Genomic DNA, 22,665 nt, shown 5'->3' on the forward strand with positions numbered 1-22,665 from the left:
TTAATTACTCATAGGATTGATGCGAAACGGCGATTTTCAGCGAAATTGAAGATCGAAACCAAAGCAATCGCCGCGAGCGGGCGACGATCGGGAGGGAAAACGGGCGCGCTGCTCAGGCCGCCTGGTCGCGGCGCCGCGTCAGCCGCCGCGCGACCAGCATCGGCAGCCGCACCGCGAAGCCGGTGAAAAGCCGCAGGTGCATCCATGCAAGCAGCGCGTTGTCGCGACCGTAGTGGAAATGCGACACGCCGCCCTCGTGCCGGCCGAAGTAGCGCACCGGCGCGTCGATGCGGATCGGGCGCACGCCGGCCCAGCACAGTCGCACGGCCGCCTCGGGATCGAAGTCGAAGCCGCGCATCCACGGCTGGCGCCGCATGATCGCGGCGAGCGGCGCGACCGGATACACGCGAAAGCCGTACAGCGAATCGCCGATCCCGGCCCACAGCGTCTCAAGGTCGGCCCAAGCGTTCGACAGCCGGCGCCCCTGGACGCGCAACTGCGGCGCACTCGCGTCGAACTTCGGCACGCCGAGCACCATCGCATCGGGCGCGGCCTGCGACGCGGCCATGAAAGCGGGAATCAGGTCGGCCGGATGCTGGCCGTCGGAATCCATCGTCAGCACGTGCGTGAAGCCGCTCGCGGCAGCCGCGTCGAGCCCCGCGAGCACCGCGGCGCCCTTGCCGCGGTTCTCCGGCAGCACGATCACGCGCAACCCGGGATCGTGCTCGGCCATCGCCTGCAGCCGCTCGGCGCTGCCGTCGGTGCTGCCGTCGACGACGACCCACACCGGATTCCACTGCGCGCGGGCATTGCGCACGGTCGTGTCGACCTTGGCGCCAGGGTTGTAGCTAGGAATCAGGACGAGGTGGGTGGACGAGGCGTGCAGCTTGGACATGGGAACGGCCGATTGCGAAGACAGGGATCCTGACAAAAGTTTATGACTTGCCGGCGACTGGCGGCAGGCTTCGTCGACGCCGCCCGTATGCGGTGCCGGTTGCCGGATCGTGAAGTTCTCCCGCTTCATGACAGCCGCTCCATCGCGTGCCCCGCGCTCGCCTCGATCTCGACCAGCAGGTCGTCGCGGCATACGTCCGCATGGACGAAGAGCGGCCGCACGCCGGGGCCGGCCGCATCGCGCAGCACCCGATCGATCTCGGCAAGCGCCGCGGCATCGCCGGCGTCGCGCACGTAGACGCGATAGCTCAGGTCGGCAAGCGAGAACGGTCCATGCCCCTGCCGCGCGGCCTGCTCGAGCACGGCCGCGAGGTTCGCAACCGTCTCGCGCGTTTGCGCGACGACGTCGCCGCGATGCACGGTGCGGTGCCCGACGATGCTCGCGGTGCCCGATACGAACAGCACCGGCGCGGCGCCGCCGTCCGCCCAGGCGGCTGCACGCGCGAACGTCGGCGCACGCGGGCCGTATTGCGCCGGATAGTGATACGCGCTGACCTGGCGCGGGTTCTCGACCGGATCTGCGGGCGTGCGGCTCGCGATGAAATGGATCGCGAGCGGCGCCGCGGGCAACGCGTCGCCCGCGACCGGCACGACCGAACCGAGCGCGCACGCGGCCGGCACGCCGCCCGTCAATGCGCGGCGGCACGCGTCGAAGGCGTGCTGACGGCCGATATTGAACTGACGATAGCGTTCGATCCCGAACTGCACGGCATTGATCGCCGGCACGGTATTCCAGATGCGCAGCGGATGCGGCATGCCGAGCGTATCGAGCACGTCGAACAGCGTGCGGTAAGCATCGTGCGTCGCGCGTTCGAGCGGCGTGCCGCCGTCGCGCTGCGTGTCGTGCGTGTCGTGCGTTTCGCGCGTTTCGTGCGTTTCGTGCGTTTCGTGCACGACGATGCTGCCGAACACGAGCCCCGCCGCTTCGCTGTAGCGATAGTGCAGCGCACCGCGCCGTTCGCTGCGCAGGTCGCGCGCATTGCATTGCCAGATTTCGCAGACGGCATCGCCCGGTGCGACGCCGGCGCCGAGCAGCGCCATCTGCACCGGTGCGACCGGCAGGTCGGGGGCTGCATCGGCTAGCATTCGTGCCGCCGCATCGGCGTGCGATTCGGCCTGCGATTCTGCGTTCAATTCGTCCTGCAATCCGGCCGCGCCGATGCACACCGCGCCCAACGCACCCGGAAACGCGCGGTCGATCCCATCGCCACGCATGCGCGCATCGTGCAGCAACGCAGCGAGCCGCACATGACTCATCCGAACGAGCTGCAGTGCGCGGTCGCGGCCCTGCGCGAGCGGCGCGCCCGATCGCGATGCGTCCGGCCCGCCGGCCGCCTGCCCGCGCGCGACCGGCGCGGAGGCTGACGACAGGGAACACGGGCGCCGTTCGGCGTCGACTGGATGCACGGACACTTCGATTTCCTCACTATGCGATGCGGGCCGTGCGACATCGTGGTCGGCATCGCGTTGCGCGACGTCAGGCCGACGCCGCGCGTTTCGTCATGCGAGCCCGCCGTTGACGGACATCACCTGCCCCGTCACATAGGCCGCGGCGTCGGACACCAGATACGCGACCATCGCCGCGACTTCGTCGGGCCGGCCCGCGCGCTGCGCGGGCACGAGCTGCTTGATCCGTTCGGCGGGAAACGCCTGTTCGGCCATCCGCGATTCGATGATGCCGGGCGCGACCGCGTTCACGGTAATGCCGCGCGACGCGAGCTCCAGCGACAGCGATTTCGTCGCACCGATCAGCCCCGCCTTCGCGGCCGCGTAATTGACCTGTCCGCGATTGCCGGTCACGCCGGCCACCGATGCGATGTTGACGATCCGCCCGCGTCGCGTGCGGATCATCGGCAGCAGCAGCGGCTGCGTGACGTTGAAAAAGCCGTCGAGCGTCACGTCGATCACGCTGTGCCACTGCCGGCGCGACATGCCGGCCATCGGCGCGTCGTCGTGAATGCCGGCGTTGTTGACGAGGATCTGCACCGGCGCTTCGTCGGCGAGCGGCGCCAGCGCGGCGAGCGTCGCGTCGGCATCGGTCACGTCGAACGCGATCGCGCGCGCGGTGCCGCCGGCCGCGACGATCTGCTGCGCGACCGCCTCCGCCTGCGCGAGATGGCGGTTCGCATGGACCCACACTTCATGGCCGGCCTGCGCGAGCGCCATGCAGATTGCCTGCCCGAGTGCGCCGCTGCCGCCCGTCACGAGCGAGCGCATCGAATTGCTCCGTTCATCGCGTTTCACCTCGATCGACGCGGCGGCGCATCGTCTGCCGATCGCCGCCGCATGCCGTCGTCACCTGCGCGCCGCGCCCGTGCGCGGCGCCGTCACTTCGTACGATGCGCGGCCACGTACGCGGCCAGCGCGCCGAGCGTCGCAAAGATCGTCTGGTTATCCGGATTGTCCGAGCGCAGTTCGAAGCCGTATTTCTTCGAGATCAGCAGCGCGATTTCCAGGATGTCGATGGAGTCGAGCCCGAAACCTTCGCCGTACAGCGGGGTCTCGGCCGTCACTGTTTCGAGCGGGACGTCTTCGAGATTCAGTTCGCCGATGATCAGCGTGGCGAGCTCTTGTTCCAGTGCGTTCATCATGCGTGCGAGCAGGCGGCCAATGGCAGCGGGAGGCGCCCGGAAACGGCAACCGTCGTGCACGCCCGGCGCGTGCAAATCTCCGTCCCTCCGGCGTCTGCCGGCGTCCCCGCCTGCGTTATTTGGGGATCGTTTGTAAAAGTTACGCGGATTCTAGACGATGGGTATCGGCCCGTATACCGAGATTGGTTACAGACTGGCGGGCCGGCGCCGCGGCCCGTTTCGTGACACGAATGCACGAGACGCTTGAGCCGCTTTGGATGGAAATGGACCGACCCCGCGAAACCGTTCGTCCGGTGCCATACAATCGGTTACAAAACCCGCACACGCCCGCCCCGGACACGCCGTGCCGCGGCCCTAAAATGGGCGCACTCGATTACCGGCCCGGACCCGCGTCCCGGCCGCCCATTCATATGATGTTTGACGGCCCGACCACCACGTCCGGCCACGATCCCCCCGATGTCTCCAGTCATGCCGCGTCCGTCCTTCCGCTCCGTTCCGGTTCGCCCGTCCGTCTGCTGCCGCCTGGCGGCCGCCGGCGACGCGAGCCCGCGCCCGCACGGAGGCCGCCGATGAGCAGGCTGCTGTCCATCGCGCGCGGCGTCGCCGTGGTCGGCACCGTCGCCGCCTACCAGGCCGGCGCGCACTACGCGGCCGCGACGCCCGGCGCACACGGCTTCGGCCTCGCGATGGCGCTCGTGCCGCCGCTGCTGCTCGCGCTCGGTGCGGCGCTGCGCTCGCCGCGACGTGCATGGTTCGTGCCGGCTTGGCTGCTGGCCGCCGCTGCACTGTGGGCCGCGCGCGCGCCGCTCGCGCAGCACTTCGAATGGGGCCTGTATCTGGAACACGCGAGCTTCAACGTCGCGATGGCGCTGCTGTTCGGCCGCACGCTCGCGGCAGGCGAGGTGCCGCTGTGCACGCGCTTCGCGACGATGATCCACGGCGCGGTCACGCCGGCCGTCGCGCGCTATACGCGGCAGATCACGCTCGCGTGGACGCTGTTCTTCGTCGCGATCGCCGCCGTGTCGACGCTGCTGTTCGCGACCGCGCCGATCGTCACGTGGTCGACGTTCGCGAACTACCTGTCGCTGCCGCTCGTCGCCGTGATGTTCGCCGCCGAGCATGCCTGCCGGCGCTTCGCGCTGCCGCACGAGCCGCGGCCACGAATGGTCGACGCGGTGCGCGCGTATCGCGCGACAACCCATGCGTCGCAGGCGTCACGATGAATTCACGGCCGGCGCGGCGCCGCAACGCGGCCGCGCCGGCCTTCGCTCCCGTTTTTACCGATTTATGCCGACTCACCCGCTGGTATTCCATTCGTCGCCGGACCAAACGATCGCATGGCGCGACGGCGCGCCCGTCACCGTGCGCGCGTTCGTCGCCGATGTCGCGCGCGTGGCCGCCGCGCTGCCCGCCGGCGGCCACGTGTTCAACGTGTGCCGCGACCGCTACCGCTTCGCGGTCAGCCTGTGCGCGGCGCTCGTCGCCGACAGGGTCAGCCTGCTGCCGTCGACGCACACGCCGGAAATGGTCCGCCAGCTCGCGTCGTTCGCGCCGGATGCGTTCTGTCTGCACGACGCGCCCGACTGCGCGATCGACCTGCCGCGCTTCGCGTATCCCGACGCCGCCCCCGGCGACCTCGCCGACGATGCGCCGTTCGTCGTGCCGCAGATCGATGCGGCGCGGATCATGGCGTACGTGTTCACGTCCGGTTCGACCGGCGCGCCGGTGCCGCACCGCAAGACCTGGGGCTTCCTGGTCGGCTGCGTGCGCGCGGCGGCCGACCGCCTCGGGCTGCTCGACGGCCGAGCGGCCACGCTGATCGGCACGGTGCCCGCACAGCACATGTACGGCTTCGAATCGACGGTGCTGCTCGCGCTGATCGGCGGCCTCGCGTTCAGCAACCGCCAGCCGTTCTACCCGGTCGACATTCGCGACGAACTCGACGCGATCCCGCAGCCGCGCGTGCTCGTCACGTCGCCGATCCACCTGCGCGCGCTGCTGTCGGCCGGCCATGCGCTGCCGCGCGCGGCGCTCGTGCTGTCGGCCACCGCGCCGCTGTCGGAGAAGCTCGCGTGCGAAGCCGAGGCTGCGCTCGACGCACCGCTCGTCGAGATCTACGGCAGCACCGAGACCGGCCAGATCGCGACCCGCCGCACGTCGCAGGGCGCAGCGTGGCAGTTGTTCCCGGGCATCCGCCTCGACGCGCGCGACGAACCCGCAAGCGACGGCGGGCCGACCGTATGGGTGTCGGGCGGACACGTCGAGGCACCCGTGCCGATGGGCGACGCGCTCGAACTACTCGGCGACGGCCGCTTCCTGCTGCACGGCCGCAAGGCCGATCTCGTCAACATCGCCGGCAAGCGCACGTCGCTCGCGTACCTGAACCATCAGCTCAACGCGATTCCGGAGGTGGTCGACGGCGTGTTCTTCATGCCCGACGAAACCGCGGCCGCGCACGATGATACGAACTTCGAACCGGTCACGCGCCTCGTCGCGCTCGTCGTCGCGCCGACGCTCACGGCCACCGATCTGCAGCGCGCGCTGCGCGAGCGGATCGATCCCGCGTTCATGCCGCGCCCGCTCGTGTTCGTCGACGCGCTGCCGCGCAACGAAACGGGCAAACTGCCGCGCGACGCGCTGGCCGCGCTCGTCGCACGACACGCACGCGCCGCGGCCGCACCGCTTCCCTCGCGCGACGCGGCCGGCACGCCCGCGCTCGCGTTCACGATTCCCGCCGACCATCCGGCGCTGCCCGGCCACTTCCCCGGCCATCCGGTCGTGCCGGGCGTCGTGCTGCTCGATCATGCGATCCACGCGATCGGCGCGGCGCTGAACCGTCCGCTGCACGCATGGCGGCTCGGTTCCGCGAAATTCCTGAGCCCGGTCGCGCCCGGCGAACCGCTCGATCTCGCGTTCGACGCCTCGGCCAGCGGCGCGATCCGCTTCACGCTGCGCGCCGGGTCGCGTGATGTCGCGACCGGCGTGCTGTCCGCGCCGCCGGCCGTGCAGGACGGTGCCCAGCCATGAAGCGCACCGCGTGGGCCGAACGCCAGGAGCGCAGCAACGCGGGATTGCTGCGCGCGATGACGTGGATCTCGCTGCGCTTCGGCCGGCAGCGTGCGCGCATCGTGCTGCATCTGATCGCGACGTATTTCGTGCTGTTCTCGCCGGTCGCGTGCGCCGCGTCGCGCGACTACCTGCGTCGCGTGCTCGGCCGCCCCGCACGCTGGCGCGACGTGTACCGGCACGTGTTCACGTTCGCGGCGACGATCCACGACCGCATCTATCTGATGAACGGGCGCTTCGACCTGTTCGACATCCGGCTGCACGGCGAAACGCTCGTCGACGATGCGCTCGCGAGCGGACGCGGTGCGTTCCTGATGGGTGCGCACCTCGGCAGCTTCGAGGTCGTGCGCGCGATCGGGCGCACGCACCCGGACCTGCGCGTCGTCGTCACGATGTACGAGAACAATGCGCGCAAGATCAACGCGACGCTCGCCGCGGTGAATCCGGCCGCGACGCCGGAAGTGATTCCGCTCGGGCAGGTCGACTCGATGCTGAAAGTACGCGAGCGCCTCGACGCGAACTGCATGATCGGCATGCTCGCCGACCGCACGCTGCGCGACGACGCGGCCGCGTCGCTGCGGCGGCTGCCGCTGCTCGGCACGCCGGCCGCATTCCCGCTCGGCCCGCTCTACATGGCCGCGATGCTGCGACGCCCGGTGATCTTCATGACGGGCCTCTATCGCGACGGCAATCGCTACGACGTGCACTTCGAGACGCTCGCCGATTTCTCCGACGTGCGGCGCGACGCACGCGCGGCGGCCGTCGACGCGGCACTCGTGCGCTACGTCGCGCTGCTCGACAAGTACTGCCGGGCAGCGCCGTACAACTGGTTCAACTATTTCGATTTCTGGCAAGTCGGCGACGCTGCGGCCGCGCGCCGCGCCGCTGCGCGCGCCGCTGCCGACCTGCCCGCCACGAGGGATTCCGACGCATGACCGCCGTTCGCCGCTTCCTGCTCCCGTTCCCGCTCGCGCTGCACCGCGGCGTCCGCTTGCTCGCCGCAACCGCCGCCGCGATCGCGCTGGCCGCGCCCGCGCACGCGGCCGACACGGGTTCGGCCTGGAACCTCGACCGGCTGATGTCGACGCTCGCGCAGCACAAGTCGGGGCGTGCGACGTTCACCGAAACGAAGTACCTGTCGATCGCCGCGCAGCCGGTCGAATCGTCCGGCGAACTCGTGTTCGTCGCGCCCGATCATCTGGAAAAGCACACGCTGAGCCCGAAGCCAGAACACCTCGTCGTCGACGGCGACATGCTCACCGTCGAGCGCAACAACCGCAAGTACACGCTCGCGCTCGCGCGCTATCCGGAACTCGGCGCGTTCATCGACAGCATCCGCGCGACGCTCGCCGGCAACCGCTTCGCGCTCGAACAGGTGTACAAGGTCGCGCTCGCCGGGCGCGGCGACGACTGGACGCTGACGCTCACGCCGCTCGACTCGCGGATGCTGAAGGTGGTCAGCACGATCACGCTCGACGGCACGCGCGACGTGTTGCGCGGCGTCGCGATCCGGCAGGCCGACGGCGATCATTCCGTGATGCGCCTGCAACCCGTTCCGGCGAATCCGAACTGATGGACGAGCAGCGCATCCGTCCCTCGCCCGTCACGCGCCGCCTGCACGCGTTGCGGCAGCGCGCGGTGCTCGTGTGGCTGCTCGCGCTCGTCGCGTGCGGCGTCGCGATCGGCCGCGCGCACTTCACGGCCGATCTGTCAGCGTTCCTGCCAAACTCGCCGAGCGCGGGGCAGCGCGTGCTCGTCGACCAGTTGCGCGACGGCATCGTGTCGCGGCTGATCCTCGTCGCGATCGACGGCGGCGATGCAAGTACGCGCGCCTCGCTGTCGCGGCGCATCGCCGGCACGCTGCGCACCGATCCGCAGTTCGCGGCGGTTCACAACGGCGAAGCCGCGAACGACGCGCGCGACCGGCAGTTCATCTTCGATCACCGCTACCTGCTGAGCCCGGCGGTCACGCCGCAGCGCTTCAGCGCCGACGGCCTGCATCAGGCGCTCGGCGACAGCCTCGACCTGCTGAGCTCGTCGGCCGGCCTCGTCGCCAAGGCGATGCTGCCGCGCGACCCGACCGGCGAAGTCGCCGCGCTCGTCGACCAGCTCGACAGCGCGGCGCAGCCGGCGAATCGCGACGGCGTGTGGGCGTCGCGCGACGGTACGCGCGCGGTGCTCGTCGTGCAGACCGCCGCGGCCGGCTCCGATACCGACGCGCAGGCGCGCGCGATCGACACGGTGCGCCGCGCATTCGCCGCCGCGACGCAGGCCGTGCCGAACGCGGCCGCGACCACGCTCGCGATGACGGGCCCCGGCGTGTTCTCGGTCGACATGCGCGACACGATCCGGCACGACGTCGAGCGGCTGTCGACGGCGAGCGTCGTGTTGATCGTCGCGCTGCTGCTGACGCTGTACCGCTCGCCGCGCACGCTCGCGCTCGGGTTGCTGCCGGTGCTGACGGGCGTCGCGGCCGGGATCGCGGCGGTCAGCGTCGCGTTCGGCACGGTCCACGGGCTGACGCTCGGCTTCGGCACGACGCTGATCGGCGAAGCCGTCGACTATTCGATCTACCTGTTCGTGCAATCGGCGCAGGCCAGCACGCGCGGCGGCGCGCGCCCGGCCGATGCGACGCGCGCATGGCTCGCTGCGTACTGGCCGACGATCCGGCTCGGCGTGCTGACGTCCGTGTGCGGTTTCGCGTCGATGCTGTTCTCCGGATTCCCGGGCCTCGTGCAGCTCGGGCTGTATTCGATCGCCGGGCTCACGGCCGCCGCGCTCGTCACGCGCTTCGTTCTGCCGCACCTGCACGGCGGGCATGTCGCGATCCGCGACGTGTCGCGCGTCGGCGCCGTGCTCGCGCGCGCGGCCGACGCCGCGCCGCGGCTGCGCTGGCCGCTCGCCGCACTGGTGGTCGCCGCGTGCGCGACGCTCGTGCTGCATCGCGACGGCCTGTGGAGCCGCGAGCTCGCCTCGCTCAGCCCCGTGCCGGCGCGCGCGCAGGCGCTCGACGCGCGGCTGCGCGCCGATGTCGGCGCGCCCGACGTACGCTACCTCGTCGTGATTTCCGCGCCGACCGAGCAGGCCGCGCTCGAAGGCGCCGAAAAGGTCGCCGCGCAACTGCAGCCGCTCGTCGACCAGCGCGCGCTCGTGGGTTTCGAAAGCCCCGCGCGCTACCTGCCGAGCGACGCCGCGCAGCGTGCGCGCCAGACGAGCCTGCCCGATGCGGACGTGCTCGCCGCGCGAATGCGCGGCGCCGTCGCGAACCAGCCGATCGCGGTGAAGCCCGACCTGTTCGCGCCGTTCATCGCCGATATCGAAGCCGCCCGCCACGCACCGCTGCTGACGCGTGCGGACTTGCGCGGCACGTCGATGGCGCTCGCGGTCGATGCGCTGCTGACCGAACGCGACGGCCGCTGGAGCGCGATGCTGCCGCTGCGCGCGCCGGACGCCGCACGCGCGGCGCAATCGACGCAAGGGTTCGACGCAACGCCGATACGCACGGCCGTCGCGCAAGCAGGCGTGCCCGATGCACTGTTCGTCGACATGAAAGCCGAAGCCGATCGCCTGTACGTGAGCTACGTGCGCGAGGACATCCGGCTGTCGCTCGCGGGTTTCGCGGCGATCGCCGTGCTGCTGCTGATCGCGCTGCGCTCGCCGCGCCGTGCCGTGCGCGCGCTCGCGCCGCTCGTCGCGGCCGTGCTGGTCGTGACGGCCGGCTTCGCGCTCGCCGGCGTGCAACTGACGATCCTGCACCTCGTCGGCATGCTGCTGATCGTCGCGGTCGGCTCGAACTACGCGCTGTTCTTCTGCAAGCGCGACGACACGCAGCCCGTCACGCCGTACACGCTCGTGTCGCTGCTGGTCGCGAACCTCGCGACGGTCGCCGGCTTCGGGCTGCTGGCGCTGTCGCGCGTACCGCTGCTCGAAACCTTCGGGCTGACCGTCGGCCCCGGCGCGATGCTCGCGCTCGCGTTCGCGGCGATACTCGCGCCGCGCACCACGGCGGCCGGCGATCGTCGTCAACGGAGCCAGGCATGAACACACCGTCGTCCGTTCCGCCCCGACAGGACGGCCAATCCGGCGCGCGCCGCTGGAAGCCGACGCCGCTGATCGCGGGCACGGCCGCGCTGCACGCGGGCGCGGCCGCCGCCGTCGCCGTGCAGCCGGCCGCGTGGCCGTGGGCCGTCGGCGGCGTGGTCGCGTCGCATCTCGCGCTGACGGCAGCCGGCCTGTGGCCGCGCAGCACGCTGCTCGGCCCGAACTGGACGCGCCTGCCGGCCGGCGCCGGCCGCCGGATCGCGCTGACGATCGACGACGGCCCGGACCCGGACGTCACGCCGCGCGTGCTCGACCTGCTCGACCGTTACGATGCGCGCGCAACCTTCTTCTGCATCGGCGATCTGGCGCGCCGTCATCCGCAGTGGATCGAAGCGATCGTCGCGCGCGGTCACGCGGTCGAGAACCACAGCCAGCGGCACCGGCACACGTTCTCGCTGTCGGGGCCCGCCGCGCTGCGGCGCGAGATCGCGGCCGCGCAGCAGACGCTGACCGAGATCGCCGGCACGCGCCCGCGGTTCTTCCGCGCGCCGGCCGGCCTGCGCAATCCGTTTCTCGAACCGGTGCTGTGCGAACTCGGCCTGCAGCTTGCGAGCTGGACGCGGCGCGGCTTCGACACGCGCGCGCACGACGCCGCGACCGTCACGCGCCGCCTGCTGAACGGCCTCGCACCGCGCGACATCCTGCTCGTGCACGACGGTCACGCGGCACGCGACGCGCGCGGCGAACCGGTCGTGCTCGACGTACTGCAAGCGGTGCTGCGCGCAGCCGCCGATGCGCAACTGCACTGGACCACGCTGCGCGCGGCGCTCGCGCCCGAACCGCCCGGCCAGCCGGGCGTTCCGGCACCCCCGTTTGATAAAATCTGAACTCGAACGCGCGCCTGCCAGCCTTGCTGCGGCGCCCGTTCCGGCCACCGGATGCGACCCTCGTGAAACCTCTCCTGCTCTCGCACTTCACCGCCACCAGCTGCATCGGCCGCGGCCTCGATGCGACCCTCGACGCACTGCGCGACGCCCGCGGCGGCCTCGCACCATGCGACTTCGAGCGTGCGGATCTCGACACGTGGATCGGCGCGGTGGACGGTGTCGACGAGCAACCCGTGCGCGCCGGCCTCGCCGACTTCGAGTGCCGCAACAACCGCCTCGCGCAACTCGCCCTGACACAGGACGGCTTCGACGCACGCGTCGCGGCAGCCGTCGCTCGCCACGGCGCGGCGCGCGTCGGCGTGTTCATCGGCACGAGCACGGCCGGCATCCTCGAGACCGAACGCGCGTACCAGCATCGAGATCCGGCGAACGGCGCGCTGCCAGCCGATTTTCGTTATGCGCACACGCACAACCCGTATTCGCCGGCCGCGTTCGTGCGAGCGTATTTCGCGCTGCGCGGGCCGGCGATGGCGATCTCGTCCGCGTGCTCGTCCGGCGCGAAGGTGTTCGGCTCCGCGCGCCGCATGATCGAGGCCGGGTTGATCGACGCGGCCGTCGTCGGCGGCGTCGATTCGCTGTGCCTGACGACGCTGTACGGCTTCAACTCGCTCGAACTGCTGTCGCGCCGGCCGTGCCGGCCGTTCGACGTTGCGCGCGACGGCATCTCGATCGGCGAGGCCGCGGCATTCGCGCTCGTCGAACGCATGCCCGAACCGCCCGCCGCGCTCGACGGCAATGCGATCCTGCTGCTCGGCATCGGCGAATCGAGCGACGCGCACCACATGTCGTCGCCGCATCCGGACGGGCTCGGCGCGCGCGTCGCGATAGAGCAGGCACTCGCGTCCGCCGGCCTCGACGCGAACGACATCGATTACGTGAACCTGCACGGCACCGCGACGCCGAGCAACGATGCGGCCGAAAGCCGCGCGGTCGGCGCGCTGCTCGCGCGCACGCCGTGCAGCTCGACGAAGGGCGCGACCGGCCACACGCTCGGCGCGGCCGGCGCGCTCGAAGCGGTCGTCGCCGCGCTCGCGCTGCGCGAGCAGTTCGTGCCGGCCGGCGTCAACACGACGCAACCCGACCCGGCGCTCGCCGCCGACTACGTGCTCGCGAGCCGCGAGATGCGCGTGCGCACCGTGCTCTCCAATTCGTTCGGCTTCGGCGGCACGAATTGCAGCCTGATCCTCGGCCGCGCCGGCCACGTACGCCGTTGAGGCTCGACATGACGCTCACCGCCTTCATCGAAAGCATCGGCCTCGTCGGACCGGGCTTGAACGACTGGCCGCACGCGGCCGACGTGCTCGCGGGCCGCGCGGCCTATGCGGGCGCGCGCACCGTGCTGCCGCCGCCGGCCGGCCTGCCGTCGGCCGAGCGGCGCCGCACGGGCCCCGTCGTGCGCGTCGCGCTCGCAGTCGGCAACGAAGCGGTCGCCGCGAGCGGACGCGATGCGGCCACGCTCGCTACCGTGTTCAGCGCGTCCGGCGGCGACGGCCAGAACTGCCACGCGATCTGCGAAACCCTCGCCGGCGACGATCGCCAGCTGTCACCGACGCGTTTCCACAACTCCGTGCACAACGCGCCGGCCGGCTACTGGAGCATCGCGACCCGCGCGATGGCGACGTCGAACGTGCTGTGCGCGCACGACGGCAGCTTTGCCGCGGGCCTGCTCGAGAGCCTGTGCCAGGTCGCGGTCGATCGCATGCCGACCCTGCTGATCGCGTACGACACCGACTATCCGGAACCGCTGCGCACGGTGCGGCCGATCGACGACGCATTCGGCGTCGCGCTCGTGTTCGCGCCGGAAGCGAGCGCGCGCACGCTCGCCCGCATCGACCTGCAGCTCACCGACGCGCCTGCCACGACGCTCGCGAATGCCGAGCTCGACGCACTGCGCACCGGCAATCCGGCCGCGCGCGTGCTACCGCTGCTCGATGCGCTGGCTGCACGGCGTTCGACACGCGTCGTGCTCGACTACCTGGCCGATACGCGCGTGCAGGTCGACGTCACGATGCCGGCTGCCTTCGCGGAGCGAGCGTGATGGCCGCAACGATCGCGTTGACGCCGCCGCTCGACCACGCGTGGATCGCCGCGCATATTCCGCACGGCGGCACGATGTGCGTGCTCGATACGGTCGATGCGTGGGACGCCGAACGCATCCGTTGCACGGCGACGAGCCACCGCGATCCGCACAACCCGCTGCGCTCGCACGGCCGGCTCGCGTCGGTCTGCGGCATCGAATACGCGGCGCAGGCGATGGCCGTGCACGGCGCGCTGCTCGGTATGCAAGAACAACGTCCGCGCGCCGGCTATCTGGCGAGCGTGCGCAATGTCGACGCGTTCGTCGACCGGCTCGACACGCTCGACCTGCCGCTCACCGTCGACGCGGAACGCATGAGCGGCGACGGCCGCTCGGTGCTGTACGGCTTCGCGCTGCGCTGCGGCGATCGCATGCTGCTGACCGGCCGCGCCGCGGTGATGCTCGACGCATCGGCGGCCGGTACGTTTGCGCCGCCACCCGCCGGCAATTCGAATCCTCGATGAAGAGACTTATACAAGGAAACCAGGTCGTGAAAGTTCGTCAGTTCATTGGCACCGCGCTCGTTCTGGCGCTGATCAGCCCGATCGCGCATGCGGACATGTCGGAAGTGAAACAGGACATCAAGCGCGATTCGAAGGAAGCCGCGCACAAGACGGGCGAAGCTGCACGCAGCTTCGGCCACGCAACCGCGAGCGCCGCGAAGGCGGTCGGGCACGGGGTTGCACACGTGTCGCGCGAAGGCTGGGATGCCACCAAGCGCACGACGAAGCGGATCTTCCACAAGAACGACTCGGGCGCGTCGGGTGGAAAGAGCGATTGAGCACACGCATCGCGCGCATCGCCGACTGCATGCGCGCGATGCGTGACCGTTCGTCGGTCGCGACGCCGCGTTACCACGGCGTCGTGGCCGTCATCGCGCGCCGCGCATGCGGCGTGCCGGCCTCGCCGGCCTGCGCGCGAAGCACTTGCCGTACGCGACGAACCAGCAATCGCGATGATCGAAGTTCCGCAGCAGCCGCGCGCGGCGCCGCTCGAGCCAGTAGAGCAAGACCGCCATCGTCAGCGCGACGGCCAGTGCCGAGCCGCCGATCGCGAGTCCCATCCAGGTTTCACCCATGCCCTTCTCCGGAATGCGAGGCCGAAGCGGCGCGCCTGCCGCCGCTCCGGCACTGGATATAGCGGAACGCGGCCCGAAACGCGTGCGAACGCGGCCCGGGCCGCCGCGCGTCAGTGCATGTGCTGGCCGCCGTTGATCGCGATGTTGGAGCCCGTCACGAAGCCGGCCTCCTCCGAGCACAGGTAAGCGACCAGCGCCGCGACTTCCTCGGGCTTGCCGAGCCGGCCCGCCGGAATCTGCGGGAGGATCTTCGTGTCGAGGATGTCCTGCGGGATCGCCGTGACCATCTTCGTCGCGAGGTAGCCCGGCGACACCGTGTTCACCGTCACGCCCTTGCGCGCGACCTCGAGCGCCAGCGATTTGGTGAACCCGTGCATGCCGGCCTTCGCGGCCGCATAGTTGGTCTGGCCGACCGAACCCTTCGAGCCGTTCACCGACGAGATGTTGACGATGCGACCCCAGCCGCGCTCGGCCATGCCTTCGCAGACGGGCTTCGTCATGTTGAACACGGAATCGAGGTTCGTGCGGATCACGGCATCCCAGTTCACCTTGTCGAGCTTGCGCAGCGTCATGTCGCGCGTGATGCCCGCGTTGTTCACGAGAATGTCGACCGGGCCGACGTCCCGCACGATCGCCTCGATGCATTGCTGGCACGAATCGTAATCGGCCACGTCCACCGGGTACGCATGGAACTCGCGGCCGGCCGCGTGCATCTCGGTCAGCCAGCGGTCGGCGCCGGTGTTGTTCGGCGAATACGTGACGACTACCCGGTGGCCCGCGTCGTTCAACCTGATGCTGACCGCTTCGCCGAGACCGCCCATTCCACCTGTCACAACTGCAATTCGCTTAGTCATCCTATAAATTACCGACAAAAAAGTAATCGATGAATGCGGGGCGACGGCATCGCACATGCTGCCGCCCCACCGCTTCGATGCGCAACCGCCCGCGTCGCGGGCGCGGCACGCACCGGAACATCGCGCTTGTTGTTGGCTGCTTGTCGTGCGCGACAACCGCTTCGCCCGCACGCGGCGCCGGCCGGCGCCGCCAGCGGGTCGTGTCTTCAGCCTCTGCTCAAACGCGCTCGACCGCGAGCGCGACACCCATCCCGCCGCCGATGCACAGCGACGCCAGCCCGCGCTTCGCATCGCGCTTGGCCATCTCGTGCAGCAGCGTCACCAGGATCCGGCAGCCCGACGCGCCGATCGGGTGGCCGATCGCGATCGCCCCGCCGTTCACGTTCACCTTCGACGTGTCCCAGCCCATCTGCTTGTGCACCGCCAGCGCCTGCGCCGCGAACGCCTCGTTGATCTCCATCAGGTCCAGGTCGCCCGGCGTCCACCCCGCGCGCTCCAGGCACCGGCGCGACGCCGGCACCGGGCCCATCCCCATCACGCTCGGATCCACACCCGCGTTCGCATACGCCTTGATCCGCGCCAGCGGCGTCAGGCCCAGCGCCGCCGCCTTCTGCGCCGACATCACCAGCACCGCCGCCGCGCCGTCGTTCAGGCCCGACGCGTTCGCCGCCGTCACCGTGCCGTCCTTCGAGAACGCCGGCTTCAGCCCCGCCAGCGATTCCGCCGTCACGCCGTGACGCACGAATTCATCGGTCGCGAACTGCAGCGGCTCGCCCTTGCGTTGCGGAATCGACACCGGCACGATCTCGTCGTTGAAGCGCCCGGCCTTCTGCGCGGCTTCAGCCTTGTTCTGCGACAGTGCCGCGAACGCGTCCTGCTCGTCGCGCGTGATCCCGTATTCCTTCGCGACGTTCTCCGCCGTGATGCCCATGTGGTACTGGTTGTACACGTCCCACAGCCCGTCGACGATCATCGTGTCGACCAGCTTCGCATCGCCCATCCGGAACCCGTCGCGCGAGCCCGGCAGCACGTGCGGCGACGCGCTCATGTTCTCCTGCCCGCCCGCGATCACGATCTCCGCGTCGCCCGCGACGATCGCATTCGCCGCCAGCATCACGGCCTTCAGGCCCGAGCCGCACACCTTGTTGATCGTCATCCCCGGCACTGCCGCCGGCAACCCGGCCTTGATCAGCGACTGCCGCGCCGGGTTCTGCCCCGAGCCGGCCGTCAGCACCTGGCCCATGATCACTTCGCTGACCTGCTCGGGCTTCACGCCCGCACGCTCCAGCACCGCGCGGATCACCGTCGCGCCCAGTTCAGGCGCCGCAATCTTCGCAAGCGAGCCGCCGAATTTGCCGACCGCGGTCCGCGCGGCCGATACGATCACTACGTCCGTCATGTTCAGTTCCTGCATCGAAATCAAGTTCGTCGTTCTGGCGCCGGCACGAGCCGGCTGCAATTGGCGATGGCGCACGTCGGGCCATTCGGCGCGATAAAGGTCGCACGCCGCCGCGCCATGAGCAGCGTCCGGTCGCACCGGCGGCACACCGGCACGGCCCGCACATGCACCGGCACCTTGCGGCAAACCGGAGGGCCGCCGTGCACTGCGCAACACACGCGATGCACGGCGCCATCCGACGCCGATCAATCGTGTCGTGTCGCGCCTGCGCACGACACGCGCTCACGTCCGCGGTTATGTCCGCGGTTGCGTCGTTACGCGGCCGATTCGCGCGCAGCCGCTGCCGCGTCCTTGCGTGCGGCGGCAGCCGTCTGCTTGCCGCTCCGCGTGGCCGTTTCGCTGACCGCATCGAAGCCGCTCTGTGCAGCTTCGATCGCCTGACCCGTCGCTGCGCGCACGGAGTCGGCCGCTGCCGTCGCCGCGGACAGCGCCGAATTCAGTGCGGCCATCACCGGCGCCGAGCCGGCCGGCGCATGCTTCGACAGTTCGCCGATCACGTCCTTCAGGCGCTTGTCGTTCTGTTCGTATTGCGCCTGCGCGACCTTCGCCCATTCGGATTGCGTCGACACCGCGATGTCGAACAGATGGCGGCCGTACGACACGACCTTGCCGGCCGCTTCCTGCGGTACGGCCGCCTGCTGCGCGAAACCCGCGGCCGGATTGCTGCTGTTGAAGGCGTTCTTCAGCTTGTCTTCGTATTCCTCGAGCGCCGTCCGGGCTGCCTGCAGGTTGAGTTCGACGACAGCCTCGAAACCCTTGATCGCCGGACGGGCGATCGCGAACCACGCGGCGATACCGGATTGATAATCGGCGGCGAATTTTTCGGGGGCAAATACGGACATCGGGCACGCTCCTGTTGGCAATGCGAGAGACGACGTAAAGAAAAATAGAAGCCAGATCGAAAGCCGGCTTACTTATTGACAACTCTCCACTCACTTGAGCACGAGAAGTTGGAGGAAGCCATTCTAGATCGATTAATTGTCAATAAAATGGCATTAATGATAAGTGTAAACCCTTATTTCATTTCGAGCGACCGCCTGAACCCGCGACGCGCCGATATCGCAGAGAAAAAAATACCGCGCACTCTGTCCCGTATTGCCTTTTTACCTTTTTACAACGTAGCGCATCATGACGTTGCACAACATTTACCAATTCACCGTTCCGTTTATTAGAAAACCGGCGCTCATTGAAAATGGAGCAGTCACTTATGTAATCGATTTTTCTGGATTTATTATGAAATCGCTTCCGGGATTATTAATGACAAAATCAATGATCGGATGAATTGCGGGTCGCAATGGAAAAAACCTGGCGCGGCCGTATGAAACGGCCGAGGCCGAGGCCGGCGCCGGCGTGCGGGCGATCAACCGGCCAGTTCGCGATGCAGTGCGCGGAATTCCTGGGCGAGCTTGTGCCCGGGTTCGAGATGGATCACCGGCTTGGACTGCTGATGCGACTCGCGGATCTTCACCGACGCCGACAGCCTCGACGCGAGCACCGGCAGCCCTTCGTCGACGAGCTCGTCGACCAGCCGTTGCGGCAGGCTCGCCCGCGGCTGGAACTGGTTGATGACGATTCCTTCCACCTCGAGCGCCGCGTTGTGGTCCTGCTGGATTTCCTTCACGTTCTCGAGCAGCGTGTACAGCGCGCGGCGCGAGAAATCGTCGCAGTCGAACGGGATCAGGCAGCGCTCGACCGCGATCAGCGCCGAGCGCGTATAGAAATTCAGCGCGGGCGGCGTGTCGATGTACACGGCATCGTAGGTGTCGAGTTCGTTCAGCGCGTCGCGCAGCTTGTAAATCTTGTAGCGCGATTCCAGCTTGCCGTGCAGCGTGTCGAGGTCCGGATGCGCGGGCATCACGTCGAGCCCTTCGAACGGGGTCGGATGAATGAACGACGCGACGTCGACCGGACGGAAGTTGAAGGTCAGCGCGGTTTCAAAGAAGCCGGCGACGCCAGGTTGCGCATCGGCCGCGGCGTCGCCAAGCAGGTAGCGCGAGGAATTCGCCTGCGCATCGAGGTCGATGACGAGCGTGCGCAGCCCTTCGCTCGCGCTGATCGCCGCCAGGTTGCAGACGATCGTCGATTTGCCCACACCGCCCTTCTGGTTGAATACGACCCGCCGCATGGTGTCTCCTCGATCGAAACGTCGAAAGGATCAGCTTAGCCGGTCAATAATGGCGGCTGCGTGACGCAGATCGAATTACGCGCGATTGTGCGCGGCACGCATCAGGTGCGCGGCAGCGCCCCCGACACATATCGGTTGCCGGGCACGCTCCATCGCCACGGGAAATCCTTGCCGACGCGAATGCCGATGCGCGGCCCGCCCGCCAGATCGGTGGGCGGCGCCATGCCGTCGTCCACGACCGCGAACCCTTCGCGCGCGCCGACCAGATCGACGCCATCCTGGGCGCCGCCGATCCCCATCGCCTGGGTCAGCCGCGCCGGCCCGCGGCACAAATCGCGATCGCGCGTCAGCGGCGGCCGTGCCGCACGCATCTGCTCGAGCCCGTGCAGCGGTTCCAGCGCACGGATCAGCACGCCCGTTCCCATGCCGTCCGGGCCGCACACGCAATTGCAGCACCAGTGCATGCCGTACGTGAAATAGACGTACAAGTGCCCGGGCGGCCCGAACATCGTCGCATTGCGCGGCGTCTTGCCGCGATAGGTATGCGCCGCCGGGTCGATCGCGCCGGCATAGGCCTCCACTTCGACGATGCGGCCGGCCCGGCCGTCGGCTGCCGCGAGGATCTTGTTGAGCAGTTGCGGCGCGACGTCGGTCGCTGCGCGATCGAAGAACGCACGCGGCAACACGGTGCCCGGCCATGGGGATGCCGTCTTACCGAGTCGCATCCGGCTGCCCCTCCGGCTGACGACCGGAAGCGGTCCTCGCGTGCAGATAAAGCTGACGGTACGCATCGACCAGATCGTCGAGGCCGAACGCAAGATTTCTCCCGCTGGGATTGGGCAGCACCCAGACGCTCGCGCGCTGCATGCGCGCCGGCTGCAATCCCCACGCGATTTCGCGTTGCCCCGAGAACGCCGAGTACGCCGCCTTGCCGAGAAACGCGACAAAGCGCGGCCCATAATGCGCTACCTTCTGTTCGAACTCCACCGCCGCGGCGAGGAATTCCGCGCGCGAAAGCTCATCCGCACTCGCGGTCGGCCGCTTCACCACCGCCGTCAGGCCGCAACCGTACCGGAGTATCGCGCGATCGTCCTGCGGAGGAATTTCCGTTGGCGTGAAACCCGCGAGATGAATCACGCGCCAGAAGCGATTGGCTCTCCCCGCGAAGTGATGCCCGGTTGCGGCGGCGGTCATGCCGGGGTTGATCCCGCAGAACAGCACGTCGAGATGTGCAGCGATGAGGTCGGGGAGTTCGTCAGCCACGGTTCGCCTGGAGTGCGACGTACAAGGACGTAAACGAAGAAAGGCCCGAAGACCCGGGCCAAGCAACCGGCTTGACTCGAGCATTCGGGCCCATCGTGATGCGGGATGCCGACTTGCCGATCAGAACGGAATATCGTCGTCCATCTCGTCGAAACCGCCGCCTGCCGGTGCGCTCGGACGGCTCTGCGCGCCGCCGCCAGCACCGCCGCGCGCCGCACCGCCGGCACGACCGCCGCCGCCACCGGCGCGTTCCGTCTGCTCGCCGCGGCCGCCACCGCCGCCACCGTAGCCGCCACCGTAACCGCCTTCGTCACCGCCGCCGCCACCACCGCCCGCACCGCCGCGGCCACCGAGCATCTGCATCTGGTCGGCGACGATTTCGGTCGAATAACGATCCTGGCCGTCCTGGCCTTGCCACTTGCGCGTGCGGATGCGGCCCTCGATATAGACCGACGAACCCTTCTTCAGGTATTCGCTGACGATTTCCGCCAGACGACCGAAGAACGCGACGCGATGCCACTCGGTCATTTCCTTGAAATCGCCGCTTGCCTTGTCCTTGTAGCGGTCGGTCGTCGCGAGACGGATGTTCGCAACCGCGTCGCCGCTCGGCAGGTAACGGACTTCAGGATCGGCGCCGAGATTGCCGACGAGGATGACCTTGTTGACGGATGCCATGTGTTTCTCCAGTAAATTCGATGCCGGGCCGCCCGCGCATGCGTCGGAGCGGCCCGCCGGGCAAGCCGGCGAACGCCGCCGGTGCCTGCCCGAAAATTGGGTTCAGGCCTTGCGCGGCGGCGCTTTCATGCTGGCCGCGATTATAAGCCACGCGGCAACCAGCCCTGAGCACGCGTAAAACACGGTGTTCGCGCCGCCGTGCTTCAGCAGCCAGCCGCCCGCGATGCCGCCGAGCGCGAGCCCGATCGACTGCGTGGTGTTGTACACGCCCGTGGCCGCGCCCTTGCGCGAACCCGGCGCGAGCTTCGACACGAGCGACGGCTGCGACGCTTCCAGGATGTTGAACCCCAGGAAGTAGACGAACAGGATCGCCGCCACAATCAGGATGGTATGCGGCGCGCTGCCCAGCAGCAATTGGCCGATCAGGATAGCCAGAATGCCGCCGAGCAGCACCGGCTTCATCTTGCCCCGTTTCTCCGCGACGATGATCGCCGGGACCATCATCACGAACGCGAGCCCCATCACCGGCAGGTAGACCTTCCAGTGCGCGGCGACCGGCAGCCCGCCGTCGACGAGCAGGCGCGGCACGACGAGGAACAGCGCCGTCTGCGTCGCATGCAGCACCAGCACGCCGAAGTTCAGGCGCAGCAGCTCGACGTTGTGCAGCACCTCGGCGAACGGCGCGGGCACGTGCACGGGCTTCGCCGCGTCGGGCACGATCCACACCACGACGCCGATCGCGAGGATCGACAGCACGCCGACGATCGTGAACAACCCGCTCATCCCGACCCAGTGGAATACGATCGGCGCGCCGACGATCGCGACCGCGAACGACACGCCGATCGAGCCGCCGACCATCGCCATCGCCTTGGTACGGTTCTGCTCGGAAGTCAGGTCGGCGATGAACGCGAGCACCGCGGACGACACGGCGCCCATCCCCTGGATCACGCGGCCGACGATGATCCACGTGATGTCGTGCGCGAACGCGGCGACGAAGCTGCCGATCGCGAAGATCACGAGGCCCGTGGCGATCACCGGCTTGCGGCCGAACTTGTCGGACGCCCAGCCGTAGAAGATGTAGAACAGCGACTGCGTGACGCCGTAGGCCCCGAGCGCGATGCCGACGAGCAGCACGTTGTCGCCGCCCGGGATGGTTTTCGCGTAGACCGAGAACACCGGCATGATCATGAACAGGCCGAGCATGCGCAGCGCGAAGATCGCCGCGAGCGACGTGGTCGCGCGCAATTCGGGCGCGGTCATGCGGGAAGACGTGGCGGACGGATTGGACATCGGGAATGAATTTCGAATGATCGGAATGTCCGCCCGGTAACGGGCGGCGGAAGATCAGGACCGGCGGGCGACGTATCGGGGCAGGATTCGGCAGCCTGCAGGCCACCCGGAACCGCGCGGCGCGACCGCTTTCCCCGGCGCAGGCGCCGCCTTGCTGCCACCTGCTGTAAAGGCTGGGGACCCCGAACGACGGTCTCGAAAAGCCGTTATAGTAGCAGGTTTGGTTCCCTCCATTTTCGCCAGGT

The 22,665-nt window shown here is 69.0% G+C and carries 23 protein-coding genes; 10 read left to right on the forward strand and 13 right to left on the reverse strand.

Annotation, left to right across the window (positions count from 1 at the left end; all coding sequences use genetic code 11):
• Window positions 1-112: 112 nt before the first annotated feature.
• From FPJ27_RS33290 to FPJ27_RS33305, 4 genes are all read right to left on the reverse strand, one after another.
• A complete protein-coding gene (locus FPJ27_RS33290) occupies window positions 113-895 on the reverse strand; it encodes a glycosyltransferase family 2 protein (protein WP_111016112.1) in 783 nt (260 codons plus the stop codon).
• Between the two features lie 125 nt (window positions 896-1,020).
• Window positions 1,021-2,367, reverse strand: a complete 1,347-nt coding sequence (locus tag FPJ27_RS33295) for an endoribonuclease L-PSP (protein ID WP_204424532.1) — start codon at window positions 2,365-2,367, stop codon at window positions 1,021-1,023.
• A gap of 87 nt (window positions 2,368-2,454) precedes the next feature.
• Window positions 2,455-3,171 (reverse strand): 3-oxoacyl-ACP reductase FabG, encoded by a 717-nt coding sequence (gene fabG, locus FPJ27_RS33300; RefSeq protein ID WP_204424535.1) that lies wholly within the window; start codon window positions 3,169-3,171, stop codon window positions 2,455-2,457.
• Between the two features lie 110 nt (window positions 3,172-3,281).
• Window positions 3,282-3,542, reverse strand: a complete 261-nt coding sequence (locus FPJ27_RS33305; RefSeq protein WP_072445148.1) for a phosphopantetheine-binding protein — start codon at window positions 3,540-3,542, stop codon at window positions 3,282-3,284.
• Window positions 3,543-4,114: 572 nt separating this feature from the next.
• On the opposite strand from FPJ27_RS33305, the gene FPJ27_RS33310 reads away from it, so the two are divergent.
• From FPJ27_RS33310 to FPJ27_RS33355, 10 genes are all read left to right on the forward strand, one after another.
• Complete coding sequence (locus tag FPJ27_RS33310) at window positions 4,115-4,768, forward strand: hypothetical protein (protein ID WP_072445161.1); 654 nt, start codon at window positions 4,115-4,117, stop codon at window positions 4,766-4,768.
• Window positions 4,769-4,832: 64 nt separating this feature from the next.
• Window positions 4,833-6,572, forward strand: coding sequence for an acyl-CoA synthetase family protein (locus tag FPJ27_RS33315; RefSeq protein ID WP_204424537.1), 1,740 nt, complete (start codon window positions 4,833-4,835; stop codon window positions 6,570-6,572).
• Entirely contained in the window at window positions 6,569-7,546 is a 978-nt protein-coding gene (locus tag FPJ27_RS33320) for an acyl-CoA synthetase (protein WP_204424541.1), read from the forward strand. The genes FPJ27_RS33315 and FPJ27_RS33320 overlap by 4 nt, the downstream gene beginning before the upstream one ends.
• Window positions 7,543-8,184 (forward strand): outer membrane lipoprotein carrier protein LolA, encoded by a 642-nt coding sequence (locus tag FPJ27_RS33325; RefSeq protein WP_072445152.1) that lies wholly within the window; start codon window positions 7,543-7,545, stop codon window positions 8,182-8,184. The genes FPJ27_RS33320 and FPJ27_RS33325 overlap by 4 nt, the downstream gene beginning before the upstream one ends.
• A complete protein-coding gene (locus FPJ27_RS33330) occupies window positions 8,184-10,652 on the forward strand; it encodes an MMPL family transporter (RefSeq protein ID WP_204424543.1) in 2,469 nt (822 codons plus the stop codon). Before FPJ27_RS33325 ends, FPJ27_RS33330 begins: the two co-directional genes overlap by 1 nt.
• Entirely contained in the window at window positions 10,649-11,539 is an 891-nt protein-coding gene (locus FPJ27_RS33335; RefSeq protein ID WP_204424546.1) for a polysaccharide deacetylase family protein, read from the forward strand. The genes FPJ27_RS33330 and FPJ27_RS33335 overlap by 4 nt, the downstream gene beginning before the upstream one ends.
• A 62-nt stretch (window positions 11,540-11,601) precedes the next feature.
• The gene (locus tag FPJ27_RS33340) at window positions 11,602-12,813 is read left to right on the forward strand and encodes a beta-ketoacyl-[acyl-carrier-protein] synthase family protein (RefSeq protein ID WP_204424548.1); all 1,212 of its coding nucleotides are present in this window, start codon (window positions 11,602-11,604) and stop codon (window positions 12,811-12,813) included.
• Window positions 12,814-12,821: 8 nt separating this feature from the next.
• Window positions 12,822-13,637, forward strand: coding sequence for a beta-ketoacyl synthase chain length factor (locus tag FPJ27_RS33345; protein ID WP_204424550.1), 816 nt, complete (start codon window positions 12,822-12,824; stop codon window positions 13,635-13,637).
• Window positions 13,637-14,140, forward strand: a complete 504-nt coding sequence (locus tag FPJ27_RS33350; RefSeq protein WP_204424553.1) for a hotdog family protein — start codon at window positions 13,637-13,639, stop codon at window positions 14,138-14,140. The genes FPJ27_RS33345 and FPJ27_RS33350 overlap by 1 nt, the downstream gene beginning before the upstream one ends.
• Window positions 14,137-14,457 (forward strand): hypothetical protein, encoded by a 321-nt coding sequence (locus FPJ27_RS33355; protein WP_204424555.1) that lies wholly within the window; start codon window positions 14,137-14,139, stop codon window positions 14,455-14,457. The genes FPJ27_RS33350 and FPJ27_RS33355 overlap by 4 nt, the downstream gene beginning before the upstream one ends.
• A 90-nt stretch (window positions 14,458-14,547) precedes the next feature.
• Here the strand turns inward: FPJ27_RS33355 and FPJ27_RS33360 are convergent, their stop codons facing one another.
• The 9 genes from FPJ27_RS33360 to FPJ27_RS33400 all read right to left on the reverse strand — a co-directional run bounded on the left by FPJ27_RS33360 (window position 14,548) and on the right by FPJ27_RS33400 (window position 22,420).
• Window positions 14,548-14,754: a hypothetical protein gene (locus tag FPJ27_RS33360; RefSeq protein WP_175962072.1), complete on the reverse strand. Its 207-nt coding sequence runs from the start codon at window positions 14,752-14,754 to the stop codon at window positions 14,548-14,550.
• A 110-nt stretch (window positions 14,755-14,864) separates the two neighbouring features.
• Window positions 14,865-15,608, reverse strand: a complete 744-nt coding sequence (phbB, locus tag FPJ27_RS33365) for an acetoacetyl-CoA reductase (protein ID WP_204424558.1) — start codon at window positions 15,606-15,608, stop codon at window positions 14,865-14,867.
• A gap of 217 nt (window positions 15,609-15,825) precedes the next feature.
• Window positions 15,826-17,007 carry an acetyl-CoA C-acetyltransferase gene (locus FPJ27_RS33370; RefSeq protein ID WP_204424560.1) on the reverse strand — a complete coding sequence of 394 codons (1,182 nt, stop codon included), beginning with the start codon at window positions 17,005-17,007 and terminating at the stop codon, window positions 15,826-15,828.
• 314 nt (window positions 17,008-17,321) lie between these two features.
• Complete coding sequence (phaP, locus tag FPJ27_RS33375) at window positions 17,322-17,909, reverse strand: TIGR01841 family phasin (protein ID WP_204424562.1); 588 nt, start codon at window positions 17,907-17,909, stop codon at window positions 17,322-17,324.
• A gap of 518 nt (window positions 17,910-18,427) precedes the next feature.
• Entirely contained in the window at window positions 18,428-19,192 is a 765-nt protein-coding gene (locus FPJ27_RS33380) for a ParA family protein (RefSeq protein WP_204424565.1), read from the reverse strand.
• A gap of 101 nt (window positions 19,193-19,293) precedes the next feature.
• A complete protein-coding gene (locus FPJ27_RS33385; RefSeq protein WP_204424567.1) occupies window positions 19,294-19,917 on the reverse strand; it encodes a DNA-3-methyladenine glycosylase in 624 nt (207 codons plus the stop codon).
• Complete coding sequence (gene mug, locus FPJ27_RS33390; RefSeq protein ID WP_204424568.1) at window positions 19,904-20,455, reverse strand: G/U mismatch-specific DNA glycosylase; 552 nt, start codon at window positions 20,453-20,455, stop codon at window positions 19,904-19,906. Before mug ends, FPJ27_RS33385 begins: the two co-directional genes overlap by 14 nt.
• A gap of 120 nt (window positions 20,456-20,575) precedes the next feature.
• Window positions 20,576-21,130 (reverse strand): single-stranded DNA-binding protein, encoded by a 555-nt coding sequence (locus FPJ27_RS33395; protein ID WP_034179047.1) that lies wholly within the window; start codon window positions 21,128-21,130, stop codon window positions 20,576-20,578.
• Between the two features lie 102 nt (window positions 21,131-21,232).
• Complete coding sequence (locus FPJ27_RS33400; protein WP_072444663.1) at window positions 21,233-22,420, reverse strand: MFS transporter; 1,188 nt, start codon at window positions 22,418-22,420, stop codon at window positions 21,233-21,235.
• Window positions 22,421-22,665 lie beyond the last annotated feature (245 nt).

The sequence above is a fragment of the Burkholderia sp. MS455 genome, assembly GCF_016899445.1.
Taxonomy (GTDB): domain Bacteria; phylum Pseudomonadota; class Gammaproteobacteria; order Burkholderiales; family Burkholderiaceae; genus Burkholderia; species Burkholderia pyrrocinia_C.

Bases quoted from the DNA above. Each gene is read 5' to 3' on its own strand.
- FPJ27_RS33290 (WP_111016112.1), bottom strand. From the start codon at position 895: ATGTCCAAGCTGCACGCCTCGTCCACCCACCTCGTCCTGATTCCTAGC.
- FPJ27_RS33400 (WP_072444663.1), bottom strand. From the start codon at position 22,420: ATGTCCAATCCGTCCGCCACGTCTTCCCGCATGACCGCGCCCGAATTG.
- FPJ27_RS33330 (WP_204424543.1), top strand. From the start codon at position 8,184: ATGGACGAGCAGCGCATCCGTCCCTCGCCCGTCACGCGCCGCCTGCAC.
- FPJ27_RS33345 (WP_204424550.1), top strand. From the start codon at position 12,822: ATGACGCTCACCGCCTTCATCGAAAGCATCGGCCTCGTCGGACCGGGC.
- phbB (WP_204424558.1), bottom strand. From the start codon at position 15,608: ATGACTAAGCGAATTGCAGTTGTGACAGGTGGAATGGGCGGTCTCGGC.
- phaP (WP_204424562.1), bottom strand. From the start codon at position 17,909: ATGTCCGTATTTGCCCCCGAAAAATTCGCCGCCGATTATCAATCCGGT.
- FPJ27_RS33305 (WP_072445148.1), bottom strand. From the start codon at position 3,542: ATGAACGCACTGGAACAAGAGCTCGCCACGCTGATCATCGGCGAACTG.
- FPJ27_RS33355 (WP_204424555.1), top strand. From the start codon at position 14,137: ATGAAGAGACTTATACAAGGAAACCAGGTCGTGAAAGTTCGTCAGTTC.
- FPJ27_RS33385 (WP_204424567.1), bottom strand. From the start codon at position 19,917: ATGCGACTCGGTAAGACGGCATCCCCATGGCCGGGCACCGTGTTGCCG.
- FPJ27_RS33315 (WP_204424537.1), top strand. From the start codon at position 4,833: ATGCCGACTCACCCGCTGGTATTCCATTCGTCGCCGGACCAAACGATC.
- FPJ27_RS33335 (WP_204424546.1), top strand. From the start codon at position 10,649: ATGAACACACCGTCGTCCGTTCCGCCCCGACAGGACGGCCAATCCGGC.
- FPJ27_RS33395 (WP_034179047.1), bottom strand. From the start codon at position 21,130: ATGGCATCCGTCAACAAGGTCATCCTCGTCGGCAATCTCGGCGCCGAT.
- FPJ27_RS33370 (WP_204424560.1), bottom strand. From the start codon at position 17,007: ATGACGGACGTAGTGATCGTATCGGCCGCGCGGACCGCGGTCGGCAAA.
- fabG (WP_204424535.1), bottom strand. From the start codon at position 3,171: ATGCGCTCGCTCGTGACGGGCGGCAGCGGCGCACTCGGGCAGGCAATC.
- FPJ27_RS33320 (WP_204424541.1), top strand. From the start codon at position 6,569: ATGAAGCGCACCGCGTGGGCCGAACGCCAGGAGCGCAGCAACGCGGGA.
- FPJ27_RS33325 (WP_072445152.1), top strand. From the start codon at position 7,543: ATGACCGCCGTTCGCCGCTTCCTGCTCCCGTTCCCGCTCGCGCTGCAC.
- FPJ27_RS33360 (WP_175962072.1), bottom strand. From the start codon at position 14,754: ATGGGTGAAACCTGGATGGGACTCGCGATCGGCGGCTCGGCACTGGCC.
- FPJ27_RS33380 (WP_204424565.1), bottom strand. From the start codon at position 19,192: ATGCGGCGGGTCGTATTCAACCAGAAGGGCGGTGTGGGCAAATCGACG.
- FPJ27_RS33310 (WP_072445161.1), top strand. From the start codon at position 4,115: ATGAGCAGGCTGCTGTCCATCGCGCGCGGCGTCGCCGTGGTCGGCACC.
- FPJ27_RS33350 (WP_204424553.1), top strand. From the start codon at position 13,637: ATGGCCGCAACGATCGCGTTGACGCCGCCGCTCGACCACGCGTGGATC.